The sequence below is a fragment of the Bacillus cereus group sp. MG16 genome (assembly GCF_040459875.1).
GTDB lineage: Bacteria > Bacillota > Bacilli > Bacillales > Bacillaceae_G > Bacillus_A > Bacillus_A paranthracis.
Map to the genome: position 1 here is coordinate 3,162,079 of NZ_JARVHE010000001.1, position 14,093 is coordinate 3,176,171.

A 14,093-nucleotide genomic window follows, 5' to 3' on the forward strand; every position below is an offset into this window, starting at 1 on the left:
TCTATTTTATACCAAAAAGAAATAGAACTGCATCAATTTTTACTTATTCCCTTTAGAAAAAATATCAAAGATACTGTTATCACAAATCGCTTCAATTTCTTCCTTTACAAATAATTTTTGAAATTTTGTTCCTGGGTTTAATATTACATTTGCCTCTAAATCTATCGTCTTTAATAATTCAACTGCATTCATAGAGACATACGGACATTCTTCTGGAATAACCATTTCTAAATGTTTCAAATCAGAATATAGTGGTAACATTAATCCTTCTTCCATTTCAAAATAATGAATTTGCAATTGTGTATTTTCAGTTGAAATCAAATTCCCTTCTTCATCTACAGTTGTATCTCCCTCTACAGAAGCAACAACGTACAAATTTGATTTCTGTAATATCTCATAAAAACGAACTCTTTTTTCTTCATTCTGTAAAGCCTCCACTAACGCCTCATCTAATGGACAAATTTCTAGTAAACTCATTGAACTTCACTCCTTATGTGAAATAAATTCGCCATCTTACTCAAGGTAAGATGGCGAATGTTATAGCAAATTATTTTTTAACGTTCATAGATTTAATTGTATCTACATTCTCTTTTGCTTGTTTCGTTATTTCTCCATTAATAGCATTTGCATATTTATCACGACTTAAAAATTCAAAACATTTATATGCATTATTCGTGTCAGTTGCGGACATATATCCTGCACCTTTATTCAACATTTTTAGAGCTACCGTATTCATCCATTCTTTTGCATCTGCTTCTGGATATCCTAGTTTCATAGAGTGGTAAGTTAATTCAATTGCTGAAGCTAAATCTTCAATCGTATCTTTATTTCCACTTACCTTTGCAGCTTCAAATGTACTCAAATACTCAATTGCCGCTTTTACCCCATCTTTAATTCCTAATTCTTCGATACCTGGTGTTTTATATAAAATTTGATAGTTGTTTAACGCTGATTTATATTGCGTTTTTTCTAACTGTTTTGCTTCTTTAATTACAAGACTAGCAACATTAGAAAATCCTGTTTTGTCAACAACACCGCGTGAAGCTGCTTGACCATAATAATGTAAAGCATTATAAAGGCTCGTTTGTCCTTCTTTATTTGCTTCATCACCTGCTAATTGCACAAGCTGAATTCCCTCCATTTTTTTGGATGCATTATCAATCATATTCATACCACTAATTTGACCAATCGTTTTATCAATATCTTTTAACTGTGCAAGTAATGTGTATGATGGTAATAATGTTTTACCTACTTCACTTTGCCATCCTGTCGTTCCATTTATTTTATTCCATTCATTTTCTGTATCTATCCATAATTTATTCGCATAATTAACCATTTCTTCTCTTGAACGTTCCAATGGGTGCTTTGTACGAATTGCATTTGCAATATTTAATACCGCTGTATAATATTCTCCATTATTTGCAGCATCGTTTGCTTTTCTTTCAAACATTAGCGGCATTAATAATTTATGAGATTCATCTTGAACAGATTTTTCTACTCTTGCCGTATTTGCTAATAAATTCGCTTTATTTATAGCATCTTCGACTTTGAAATTAGAATCTTTAATTTGTCCACGAAGTCCCTCTACAGCCGCACTAAATTGCTGTTCTAATTTTTCTTTTTGTTCTCCTGTTGCACCGTCAATATACTTATTTGCTAATAGTAAAGCATTTTCATATTGTGGATTCGCTGGATTTAAATAGGTTTCTATTTGCTCGATTTCTTGACTAAATGGTTCAGATTTCACTTGTGCTTTTTGAGTACTTGAATCGATATTACTTGTTTTCTCGTTATTTTTGGCACCTTCAGTCTTTGCATCTTTTTGGTTTTTCTCAGCTAGTGTACTTGTTGCCTCATTTTCTTCTGTAACTACTTTTTCTTCATTACTACTAGTATTTTCTTTTACCGGTCTTGCATTTTCTTTTGTTTCAGTTGTAGACTGCACTACTGAGGTTTGGATATTAAGTTTCTGTAATTCTTCTTGTAATAGCTTGTTGAAAATCTCTTCTACATCTTGATTCGCTTTTTCTACTAATGCAGGATCTACACTTTCAAATACTGATGTAACTAAATAAAATTTACTTAATGCTTGTTCTAAAGATGCTACATCCCCTGTATTTGACCACTCTCTTTTTTCTTCTATTGCTGTTTGATAAACTTTTTCTGCTACAGATTTAATATAATCCTTCTTATTTTCACTTAAATATCTTTGTAGCTCTTCTTGAGTGGTAACCGATTCATTTAGTACGTTCATTTGATTACGTAAATAGAATAGCGCTCTCTCATTTGAATATTCACCACTTGTAAGAATTTGTTCTACATTATCTAATGCTAACTTATGTTCAGCTATTGATTTTGATTTTGATGGTGTATTCAATTGGCTAACGAGCGTCCAGTCTTCTTTTTTGCTATAGTAGTTTGTTAAATTATTTAATGCATTTTCATCCAGTTCTTTTTGACTCGTATAAAAATCATTAAAGAAAACAGATGAGTAGTATTTTCCATTTCCAGCGTACCACTCAACTAAAATATCTCCCGTTTTTGGTGATATTGTAATTGTTGGGTGTGTTGGTTTTGGTTCTGGATCTGGCTTTGGTTTTGTATCTGGTTTTGTGTCTGTATCTGGTTTTGTACCTGTGTCTGGTTTTGTACCTGTATCCGGTTTTGTACCTGTATCTGGTTTTGTACCTATGTCTGGTTTTGTGTCTGTATCTGGTTTTGTACCTGTGTCTGGTTTTGTGTCTGTATCTGGTTTTGTACCTGCGTCTGGTTTTGTGTCTGTATCTGGTTTTATACCTGCGTCTGGTTTTGTACCTGTATCTGGTTTTTGTCCGTCTCCTTCTTGTACAGTTGGTTGCGGTTTATTATCATTCGCTTTTCCCGGCTCTGCCACAGGTCCAACCACATTAGTTGGTAAATCTAGTTTTTGTGGAGTTGGTGCATCCGATAATTTGATTTGTGGATCTTTCTTTTCCACCGATACTTCATCTGGTTTATACGTTACCGGTGTAATTGGTGATTTATTATTTCCAATTAAGTCCGCTAAATTAATAGTTGGTTTTTCTCCCGGTTTTTCATCTTTTTTTGCAGGATCAGCGACTAAATTTGGGAACATAGACTGTAAATCGCCCCCTGTAATACGATCATCTTTTTTCTCTTCTGTATTACTTGCTAGTTTTACTGGTTCTTTTCCTGCTGTTTTAAAGCCTTTGTCATACACAAGATATCCTGATGTTCCTAGTAATGCTACCGACATTACTGATATAGCGACTTTTTTCCCTAAGTTATTATTGTTTTCCTCCATGTCCTTTTCCCCTTTTCCTATCTTTATTGAATCCAACCGTTTGTTTTCATTTCTGTTAGCTTTTCTTGCGCGGCTTTTACTTCAGATTCATTTTCATTTGCTTGCACTGTTTTTCTTAAGAAACGACTTGCTTCCTCGTATTTTTTCTGTTTAATTTTAAACATCCCGAATGCAAAATTCACATGCGGATTTTCATCGTTTTGTGCGTATGCTTCTGTGAAAAGCTTCTCTGCTTCATTCCCTTGTCCCACTTTATCGTATAAAATCCCTATATTTACAAGCGTATTTATGTCGCGTGTTCCACTGCTGACAACTCTATTGTAAGCTTCTAACGCTTGCTTATATGCAGCAGTACTCTTTGCACCATCTCGCGTTTCATAAAATTGACCCGCTTCGTAATACACAATTCCAAGTTGATTTAACAACTCAATATTTTTCATATCTTTTTGAATTGCTACTTGTAAAATGTGAGATGCTTGTTGATAATTCATTTCTTTCTTCGCACTATCAATTAAGTTTGTTTTATTCCAAAGCACATATAAATTTGAAAGTTCAATTGTATATATGGCATTCTTTGAATCTTGCATAATCGCTTCTTTAAAGAAAGATTCTGCTTTGTCTAACTGTACTGTTGCAGTTGATAGTTGACCTTTTAAATACGAAACAATTGCCTTATCCTCATTTGTTTTTGTACTCATTTTGACAATAACATCTTCCGCTTTTTCAAATTCTTTCATTTTCATATGACTTACAGCTAAATCTCGCATTGCATCTTTTTTGTATGGTTCAATTCCCTTTGCATTATTCGCTAACGCTTGTTCAAAATTTTGCACTGCTTCTTGATATTTCCCAATTCGGAAATTCGCTGAGGCTAATAAATAAGCAGCTTCATTATTTTCTTTATCTATTTCTCTATCTTTTATTAGCTTTGTAATATAATCGATTGCAATTTTATTTTTTCCTTCAGCAACGTAAATCGTTGCTAATTGGAGATAAGCCTCGTCTTTACCCTTCACAGCAATTGCCTGTCCAACAGCTTCTTCTGCTTTTGTATATTTTTTATCATCATAAGCTTGTCGTGCTTGTTCCATAAACTTTTGATATTTCGCGTTTGTTGTGTAGAAATAAAACAACGTCGAACCACCTATTACAACAACTACAGTTGAGCTAATAATCAAAATCCGTTTTTTATTCTTTTTCCACCATGTAGAAAAAGCCGATGGTTCACTTTGTTCATGCGCTATTGTAAGTGGTTGATTTGATGCTTTTGCATTTAAAATCTCATCATCTATATCATATTCCACTTGTTTTTTCGTTTGTTTCCGGCTCTGTAGAATGCTATTTGGAACTGTAATTGTAGCTGCCACTTCTTGCTGCGACTCTGTTCCTTCGCCTTCTTTTATCTCTTCAATAATGCTTTCAATTTCCTGTTTTAACGCCTGATCAATGTTTGGAAATTGTACGATTCGTGAATAGACGAAACAAGCAAATGCTGCATTGTTTTCTCGTTCCAATTCAGTAGCTAATTCCAAATAATGTTGTAGGACCATTTTATTATTTATTTCAGGCTCTTGACTCTCCATAGTTTGAATGATATATGCGAGTTCTTTTTGCAGAGCTGTTGATGGATTGAGTGAATTGAAAATTATTTTATATTCATATAATGCCGCTTGTTTAAATCCTCTCTCTTCTAATAATCTTGCAATTTCCAAACATTTTGATACAAAAAGAGAGTGTTCTTCTGCTGACTGCCTTTCCGCATCAATTTTTATTCTTTCTCTCACGCTATTAAATACATCGTACCACTGTGCAAAGCTTGGGCATTCTGCGAAAGAATTACTACTCCATGCCTGCTTAAATAATTTTGCAATTTCCCCGTTCCATTGATTATGTAATACTTGCTGAAGTAACGTATATCTTTCACATTCTGTCTGCATTTCTTCCGTTTTAAAGTAACTTGCATCCGTCCATTTTTTATTTCGAACCTCTTCACTACACCAACTTAATATTTCTCCTAATAAAATAGCCCCAGCAAATCGATCGGCTTCTTTTTGCCATACTCCACTTGTCAAATACTTTGGTGCGTAACCCGCTGAACCTGCTGGCAATAATGAAGGTCTTTTCGTTTCTGGGCCATACATTTGCTCAACATCAACAAGTTCTATATTGTGTTGGCCTTCAATTGCATTTTCACTTAAGAAAGGTACAAGTACGTTGCTAGACGATAAATCATTATGAGCAACTTCATTTTCTTCCATCATTTTAAGTGTTGTAAGAAATGCTTCTGCAATAAAGAAACATTGTTCTTTTGATAACATTCGTTGTTCTTGTAAAATATCAGCCCAAGTTGGACCTTCAATCCAAGGCATTACAATACTATTAGCAAGATCTTCTGATTTTTCGATAGCAGATGTATGTTCTTCTTTAGTAACGATATAGCGTGAACATACTTTCAGACCCACTAAGGAAGAAAGTGGTTTCAAAAATGCTAGTTGATGTTTTTCCTCACGATAGCGTTCCTTAAAAACTTTTAATGCAATTCGTTCTACACCATTTTCCTGTTGTAATTGATAAACTGTTCCTTGTCTTCCCTCTTGACCATAGGGCATCTCAATACCAATTACAGCTGGGTGTTTCTCAAAACGATAAACATCTTTATTAAGATTAATTTTTTCTCCTACTTCTGGTCGGAATCCCATTTTATCCCCTTACTCTCGTATAACAATTTTTCAAAAAAAGACCAGGAACAATAGCTCCTGGTCTTTTGCAATTGTTCTATTCTTAGTATGTGTTATCTGTACTACGGAATTTCTCAGCAATACGTTTTAGGTCTCTCGAAATTCCTTCTAAAATAGGAATGTATTGTTGCATTTTTTGTTTAGAATTTTCAAATTCCCCTCTGAATTTCGCTTGTGTTGACCCAGCCCATTGACCATCTAAACTTTTAATATCGCCTTCAAGTCTATTAACTTGACTTTGCGCTTCCGCAGCTGCGTTATTAAAGTTATTAGCAATTCTTTCAAGGTCTTCTGGTCTAATTTTAATTTCTGTCATTGTATTAATTTCCCCTTTCAAATCATAAATGATACAACAATTAGATTATAAACTATATTCATACAATTTTAAAAGAGTTAAATTGCAAAAAAATTCTATTTTATAGTAATTTAACCCTATTTTAATATTATTTCACTTTTAATTCAGACCATTTCACACTAATTTTGTCTGTCATCGTGCGAAGTAAATGTAACGGTGTATATGCACATTTTATTTTTATTGGCTTTCTACGTATGCAATATCCATCCCCACTTAATAATTCTTGATCCATTTCAGCATGTGGAAGTTTCATATTAAAGAAATACACATCGTTATTGTGAGTCGTTCCTAATAAATAACCAATACTTCTCTTTCTAATTTCCGCAAACCATTTTTCATGTGAAAAGTTATTTACACTAGATGTTGTAGCCGCCGTTAAAAAATGAATCCCTTTATTCTTACAATTTTGAACTATTAGTTCCATTTTATTTTTCGCCTCATAATCAATAGATAATACAGTTAACATTTGATCAATATCATCAATTGCAATGATTATTTTCTTATATGGAAACTCCACTGTTATGTTTGGATCTATAGAAGGTACTACTGCTTCTCTATTATTTATTAGCTCTAACAATTCATCTAACATTTCTTTTAATTGCATATCATTTGTAACTTTCTTCTTCACATGAGGTAAATCTCCAAGAGCTAATATGCCAGTAGGTCTTTCACCAAGGTCTACTAAGTATAGCTCAACCTTTTCTGGAGAGTATTGGTATGTAGTAGTGAAAAGAAGTGTTTGTAATAATGATGTTTTTCCACCTTCTATTCTTCCACCGATAAATATATGATTCATTTCGTCCAATGAAAAATTTTGCAAACGGATATCATCTGTTTCAACTCCTGCAGAAATTTGAGTTGGTTCTAATTGCTCAACTAAATCTTCTACAAATATTTCTTTAGGAACCATTGGAATCTCTTTTGCTTTTTCACCATTCCATTCACTGCCCATTTTTTGAATAATCGTTTTTAATTGCTGTGAGTATTCTAATTCACTTTCACCTATAAACGGTAGTGCTGCTTGGAACAATTCAGGTGGTTGACCTTTCATTAACCCACGGCCAGTAGGAACTTCAATTAACGGGAAATTTGGTCTACCAACTAAACTAGGATATTCAGCTCTATCTTGCAATTCAAATGTAATTGCCATCGGTATATTATTACGAACACGATCAAACATATCAATTGTTTGATTAAGTGAGAAATAGAAGTACACGCCATATGTGCTTGATTCGCGTAATAACATTTCTAATACTTCATTCTCTTTTTCAAATTCATTTTTAAATCTTATATAACCATCTACCATTACAACGATAGCAGGAATTTTCTTTCCAACCATTCGATTATACATAGAGAATGACTTTGCACCTATATTAGAAAAACTCTCTTTTCTATGCGTGATTTCCTTCTTTAAAAATCCGAATAGACGTTTCATTTTTTCATTTTCGTCCTCTTGTACAACCCCGCCTACATGAGGTAAATCTCTAAAATCTAAGAACATACGACCAAAATCAATAATATAAAAATTCACTTCTTCTGGTGTATGAGATACTGCTAAGGACATAATAATTGTTTGTAACATCGTTGTTTTTCCTGTTCCTGGCATACCATAAATATTTAAATGTCCTTCTTGTAAATCTAACTTCAACGGAAATTGCGCTTGATTTGCAACATCATCAATTAATCCTATTGTTACTTGTAAATATTCTTTCGGTTTATTCCACTCACCAATTGTCCAATTTTCCATAGCATAAAATTCTTTTAACAATAATTTTTCCGGTAATGGATCCAGCCACGGTCCTGGTAATGCTTTAATATTTTCTTTTTCTGATACGCTCTGTACATATTGAATAAAAGCTTGTAATTGCTTTGGACTATTTGTCATTGGTTTTGGACGCTTTTTCACTTTTATTCTTTCACCGGAAAGCTTCACTTCTGTAAAGTCAACAATATCAAGAACTTTCTCTTCATCTGGGTTATAAGGTGCTCCGCTCCATGCAGATTGGAATAATTCCAATACTTCATTGCTACCAACTTGGAGATATCCTCGTCCTGGTACATTGATTTTAGATGCATCTGGAATCTTTAACATTTCACGACTATCCGCATCATCTTGGACACGTAAACAAATTCGAAAACGCGAGTTACTCCAAATCTTATCATTTACAACCCCTGAAGGTTTTTGAGTTGCTAATAATAAGTGAACTCCTAATGTCCTTCCTATTGCAGCGACACTAATTAGCTCGTCCATAAATTCTGGTTGTTCCTTTTTCATTTGAGCAAACTCATCAATAACAATAAATAAATGTGGTAAAGGTTCTTTTTCACGCCAGCTTGTTTCATAATATTCATCTAGATGCTGAACATTTCCAGCTTGAATGAATAATTTTTGTCTCCGTTCTAATTCTGCCTTTAATGAGATTCTGGCACGCTCAATTAAGTTCGGGTCCTCTAAGTTCGTAATAGATGCAATAATATGCGGTAATCCCGCAAATGTGTTTGACATCCCACCACCTTTATAATCGATAAGCATAAATGCCATCTCATGAGGGTGATAGGTTGCTGCTAACGCTGCTATTATAGACTGAATTACTTCACTTTTTCCTGATCCTGTTGTACCAGCCATTAGACCGTGTGGACCATGCCCTTTTTTCTCTATTTTATCGTGAATATTTAGAAAAACAGGTTTACTTCCTTCTCTTACACCAATTGGAACCGGTAATGAAGTCGGATATCGATTTTCTTTCCATCTCTCTAGCACTTGTAACTCTTCCATATTTTTAGCTTGAAACAAGTCTAAAAATGTTAATACTTTCGGAATGTTGGCTGCTGTAGAACTTTTCATTCGAATTGGAGCAATGCTTCGCGCTCCTAGTTCACATCGCTCGAATGAAAGTCGATCCACTTTAAAACTAGCACGCGTTGTTCCACTATTTTCAGCTGAGCTTGAAAACGTTTCTACTAACTCACCATTTTCTCCATTTAAGCTTATTACAAGATCACATTCCATCGGTAAACGTTCCTTTTGTTCCGCAAAAATAAATGTAGAAGCTCCTACACTTTCCCCTTCTCTAAGTAACATTGGAGTTAAAGGATCATCTTCTAAAAATTCTCTCGCTGATAAGAAAAATACATACATCGGAATTAAAGGAACTTTTGCATCTGCTTGCGCAGAAGAATTATAGATTCTACGCATATTAAGTGGGGTAAATAGTACTTCAGCTAGTTTCTGTGCATCTTGTTGATTTTCAGATAAAAAGCGCATACTTCTCTGTTCATCCCATACGTGAGGAAGCCACCTCATCCAATCCCACTGCTTTTTCTCCTTCTCATGATAAAATGCTGCTATTTTCACTTCATTTGGTGCATGATGCGTCATAATTTGCGTCGTTACAATTCGAATAAAGTTTAGTCTATCTTCTTTATTTCCTACTACACCAATTACATCATTTTTTTTCAAAGAAATTGAAATATGGCCATTCGGTATCGTATTGAAATCCCTTTTCACATTTTGTGCTTCTGTAACTAATGGGTCTTCTTCATAACCTTTCTGCTCAGGCACCTTCAATTCTACAAGGAATGGTCTTTCTCCAGTTCCAATACGAATATCTAAAAAGTCCGGACTTTCAGGTGTTCTCTCCCATAAATTACTTTCCCGATTTTCAATTCTTTGTACACTTTTTAATGGGCTTGGATTTTGTGTAATTAAATATTTTGCTTGTTCAACCTTTAACGTATCTAATTCCACTCGATGCTTTTGAATTTGCTCTAAATATCTTGTTTGTAATTGTTCAACCATTTGACGATGTTCTTTCTTTTTACGGAAATGCCCCATCGTTGTAATTATATATGATCCCAACATCGGAATACTTGAAACCATCATTAATGGCATATAACTTGCATTCATCTTCATAAATTTCATCATTACAAAATATAATACTAATGTTAAAACCGTCATCATTGCAGGCATTAACATTGTTTCAATTGAAAACTTCGGCTCCTCCGGTATATTCGGTGGATCATGAATAATAACATCCCCTGTTGGTATATCTACTTTCACACGCGGAGAGCGTTGAAAATACGGTGATTTTTGCACAAAACATTTCTCCTTCCCCATCCAAAAACTATTACTCAATGATTTTCCATACATAATCTTCTTCACTAGAAGACATATCTTGTTTAACAGGTTCATTATAAACTTCTTCTGCTGGCATCATTTCAAAAGAAGGGATAATTGCTCCTTTTTTATGTAGCATTACATATTGTCCATCCCACACATCATTATCGCGCAACGTTTCATCATTTCGAATGGAATGCCATTCTTCTTTATCTTTTGTCACTCTAATTTCATACATACCGCTCAATGTTTCATCTATTTTTTCATGATGTAAAATTGCTTCAATAATTTGTACCGCTTTTACGTCATTTGGAATTGCAATATCAATTTCTTCATTTGACTGTTTTATGTATGTCACAATAATCTCTTCCACGTTTATTCACCTTTTTTCCATCGTGTTTATTACCAAGAAACATCTAAAAATGAAATATCATCGCTTGTCGGAGAGTTCTGTGCCCTCTCAATTTCTTTTAACACTTCCTCAACGTTATACTGCTTAAGCAGCGTAAGTCCATCTGAGTGAATAACTATCCGATTCGCTTCTTGTCTAGATAATGTCTTTGAAAAAACCGCCAATTCCCCACCAATAATGCCTCGCCGTGTAGACCATCTTTTCTCTATATTTCTCTCAAACTTCATTACATTCGAACAATTCTCTTTATCTTGAAACAATTGTACAAATGAATCGCCATGTGTAACTATCGTTATTTGTACTTTATCTTCATTTGGAATAAGTTCTATTTTCCCACCAATAAACATAGCTTCACTACCTTGTTTTCGCTTTTCCTCCAAGACATCGCGAAGTAACCACGGTGTTTGTTCTGGCAATCGAAATGCATTCACTTCCTCTGAAGCTTCTTCTATCCAATTATTTAACTGTTCATTTAATAATGTAGTAATATTCAGTCCACTGCCTTGACATGTATCAAACAAGTTTACTAACTTCATACCAAGAAATTCTGCAGCAATTTCACCATGAAAAGACAGCCCTACACCATCACATAACGCAAATATGAAACTAGTTCCATTATCTTGAAATGCTAGGAAGTCTTGTCCACCCTCATTTAAATCCTGCGTTTCCTTTGCTCTTACATAGCTATATCGATATGTAAAATGTTTCATTTTCTTTTCTTGCAATACCGTTTCTTTCTTTTGCGAGAGGATATATTTCAACATACTCCCCCCTCCTATCGAACCGGCGTTGCGGCAGACATTTGAAATCCAAGTGATACTAAGTCCGCATTTGTCCCTGGAAACATCATCACAGCACCATCTGCAATATGAAACCCATGCTCCGTCATCATCTCACGATAGCTTTGAGGTATAGGCGATGAAAGTCTTTGCAACTTTGCACCATATTCATCTGTAATCTCTGTATTTGGCATAATCCCTTCCCACTTCTTTATATTAGAAATTTGCTCTTGCATAATTTCATCTGAAATAAAAATATTTTCAATTAGTACGTTTCCATCAGGTACAGACATATTCATAATTCTTCGTACAATTAATTCTGGATCTTCACCAGTTGAAGCCCCATCTGTCATATGACAAACAACAGGTGCTGGTCCATCTTGTAAATTTGGTAATTCCTTTTGCAATAACTTCTCCACTACAGAGAAAGCTTTTGCTGTATCAGTTAAACGATGCGTTTGAATTTTTTCTAATGGGCGCAGTCTTGCTACCTCATCTATTGTTTTCACACCACCCAATAAATCAAAAACATGATCGCTATAGGCTAAAATAGATAACTTATACCTTGGAAGCAGGCGACTACCTTTTGTTGAACGAAATACCATTTGGCGAATCGCTAAAGAAAGAGCATCCGTTACAATATCAATTCTTCTTTTCTCTTCTCCGCCTGCATCCATCATTTGGTTCATTGATGCGCTTACATCAAGAAGATAAATTATATAAGCTGGTGTTTGTTGTGTTGCTTGAGTTTGATATAACATGTTTCATACCCTTCCATACATTATTATATGAACTTTTTTTATATTCATATTTCATTATAACTTATGAATTTTCTTTTTCTCAATTCATTATAAAATGTTCTTAATATAATTTACATATTTTCACACAAAAAATATTATTATTCTCTTCCACTTTTATTAAAATGCAAAGTACCCTTCTATACTATAGAAGGGTACTCATGTTATGGTATAAGACGCGTACAAACTCTTGGAAAAGCACTCGCTTCTCTCACATTCGATAATTCTAAAAATTTATATACAACTCTCTCTAATCCAATTCCAAAACCACCGTGCGGGGGACAACCGTATCGGAATGTATTTAAATAAGATTGAAATTTATCTGGATGTAATCCTTTTTCTTTAAAAGAAGTTAGTAACATTTCATAATTATGAATTCGCTGTGCCCCTGATGTTATTTCTAATCCTTTATATAGTAAGTCGAACGAATCAGTAATAGATGGATTCTCGTTATTCGGCATCGTATACATCGGTCTCGCTTCTTTCGGATAATGTGTAATGAAAACAAATTCACTCTTATATGTTTCCTTCACATATTTCCCTAGTAACTTCTCACCTTCTGTATCTAAATCCCCAATTGGCGATTCTTTCCGATACTTACTTTTCAAAATTTCTTGTGCTTGTAACAATGTAATTTTCGGTATTTCTGTAATAACAGGTACTTCTATTTGTAATAGTTGTAGTTCTTTCTCACAGTTTTTTGCTACTTGTTGAAACATATATCGTAATACATCCGTTTCTAATTGCATCACTTCATGAAAATCATTTATAAAGCCAATCTCTACGTCTAACGATATATATTCATTTAAATGACGGGAAGAATTGTGATGTTCCGCTCTATATACAGGTGCAATTTCAAACACACGTTCTAATCCTCCCGCTACCATCATTTGCTTATAAAACTGTGGTGATTGAGCTAAATACGCTTCTTTTTGGAAGTATGGCAACTTAAAAACATTTGCTCCTCCTTCTGCCCCTTGCGAAACAATTTTTGGAGTAAATATACGTGTGAAATCGTTCTCTATAAGGAATTCACTAAAGCTCTGGACGAGCGTAGATTTCACTTTAAATATAGCCGCGGTTCGCTCATGTCTTAATGATAATACCCGTTCATTCAGTAGTTGATCTAAGCCAACTTGTAACTTCTTTTTATTTATTTCAAATGGAAGTGGTTCTGCGCCATTTAATATTTTCACTTCGTGAGCAAGCACTTCAATCCCTAATTCTGTTTTCGAAGTCTCTACTATTTGGCCTACGACTTGAACAACACTCTCCACATCTACTTTAAATCCAGTTAGCTCGTTTTCTAATACGCATTGCATAACCCCTGATCGATCCCTTATTAATAAAAAACTAACATTACCTAGATGACGAATCTTTTTTACCCATCCTTGAAGTAATACAACTTTTCCGCTTTGCTTTGTACATTCTTTTGTGAGTGAACGCTTCATTACATTTCCCTCCAGTAAATTTATATTTATTTACGTTATTGTTATCATCGTCATCATCCACGGTCACTCACCTCCCTTCAAAGAATACAAAAATCCGCCCCTATAAATAGGGACGGATTTTTCCGCGGTACCACCCAAAT

At 34.3% G+C, this 14,093-nt stretch carries 9 protein-coding genes and 1 other annotated feature (1 of these 10 running past the window's edge); all 9 genes read right to left on the minus strand.

Annotated elements, in window-relative coordinates:
- Nucleotides 1-39: 39 nt before the first annotated feature.
- The 9 genes from QCI73_RS16330 to aspS all read right to left on the minus strand — a co-directional run bounded on the left by QCI73_RS16330 (nt 40) and on the right by aspS (nt 13,953).
- Nucleotides 40-477: an SseB family protein gene (locus QCI73_RS16330; protein WP_061402737.1), complete on the minus strand. Its 438-nt coding sequence runs from the start codon at nt 475-477 to the stop codon at nt 40-42.
- Nucleotides 478-547: 70 nt separating this feature from the next.
- On the minus strand, nt 548-3,304 hold the full coding sequence (locus QCI73_RS16335) for a hypothetical protein (protein WP_353823348.1): 2,757 nt from the start codon (nt 3,302-3,304) through the stop codon (nt 548-550).
- Between the two features lie 23 nt (nt 3,305-3,327).
- Complete coding sequence (locus tag QCI73_RS16340) at nt 3,328-6,003, minus strand: tetratricopeptide repeat protein (protein ID WP_353823349.1); 2,676 nt, start codon at nt 6,001-6,003, stop codon at nt 3,328-3,330.
- 82 nt (nt 6,004-6,085) lie between these two features.
- Nucleotides 6,086-6,358, minus strand: a complete 273-nt coding sequence (locus QCI73_RS16345) for a WXG100 family type VII secretion target (protein ID WP_000136046.1) — start codon at nt 6,356-6,358, stop codon at nt 6,086-6,088.
- Between the two features lie 127 nt (nt 6,359-6,485).
- Entirely contained in the window at nt 6,486-10,493 is a 4,008-nt protein-coding gene (gene essC / locus QCI73_RS16350) for a type VII secretion protein EssC (RefSeq protein ID WP_327924564.1), read from the minus strand.
- A 31-nt stretch (nt 10,494-10,524) separates the two neighbouring features.
- Nucleotides 10,525-10,887, minus strand: coding sequence for a ubiquitin family protein (locus QCI73_RS16355; RefSeq protein WP_000391133.1), 363 nt, complete (start codon nt 10,885-10,887; stop codon nt 10,525-10,527).
- A 29-nt stretch (nt 10,888-10,916) separates the two neighbouring features.
- Nucleotides 10,917-11,690, minus strand: coding sequence for a PP2C family serine/threonine-protein phosphatase (locus QCI73_RS16360; protein ID WP_353823350.1), 774 nt, complete (start codon nt 11,688-11,690; stop codon nt 10,917-10,919).
- A gap of 11 nt (nt 11,691-11,701) precedes the next feature.
- Nucleotides 11,702-12,466 carry a vWA domain-containing protein gene (locus QCI73_RS16365; protein ID WP_044792564.1) on the minus strand — a complete coding sequence of 255 codons (765 nt, stop codon included), beginning with the start codon at nt 12,464-12,466 and terminating at the stop codon, nt 11,702-11,704.
- A 200-nt stretch (nt 12,467-12,666) separates the two neighbouring features.
- Nucleotides 12,667-13,953, minus strand: coding sequence for an aspartate--tRNA(Asn) ligase (gene aspS / locus QCI73_RS16370; RefSeq protein ID WP_353823351.1), 1,287 nt, complete (start codon nt 13,951-13,953; stop codon nt 12,667-12,669).
- Between the two features lie 105 nt (nt 13,954-14,058).
- Nucleotides 14,059-14,093: a binding site (T-box leader), on the minus strand; it runs 177 nt beyond the window's last position.

Coding starts and splice junctions, on each gene's coding strand:
- QCI73_RS16345 (WP_000136046.1), bottom strand. CDS start 6,358: ATGACAGAAATTAAAATTAGACCAGAAGACCTTGAAAGAATTGCTAAT.
- aspS (WP_353823351.1), bottom strand. CDS start 13,953: ATGAAGCGTTCACTCACAAAAGAATGTACAAAGCAAAGCGGAAAAGTT.
- QCI73_RS16365 (WP_044792564.1), bottom strand. CDS start 12,466: ATGTTATATCAAACTCAAGCAACACAACAAACACCAGCTTATATAATT.
- QCI73_RS16335 (WP_353823348.1), bottom strand. CDS start 3,304: ATGGAGGAAAACAATAATAACTTAGGGAAAAAAGTCGCTATATCAGTA.
- QCI73_RS16340 (WP_353823349.1), bottom strand. CDS start 6,003: ATGGGATTCCGACCAGAAGTAGGAGAAAAAATTAATCTTAATAAAGAT.
- QCI73_RS16360 (WP_353823350.1), bottom strand. CDS start 11,690: ATGTTGAAATATATCCTCTCGCAAAAGAAAGAAACGGTATTGCAAGAA.
- QCI73_RS16330 (WP_061402737.1), bottom strand. CDS start 477: ATGAGTTTACTAGAAATTTGTCCATTAGATGAGGCGTTAGTGGAGGCT.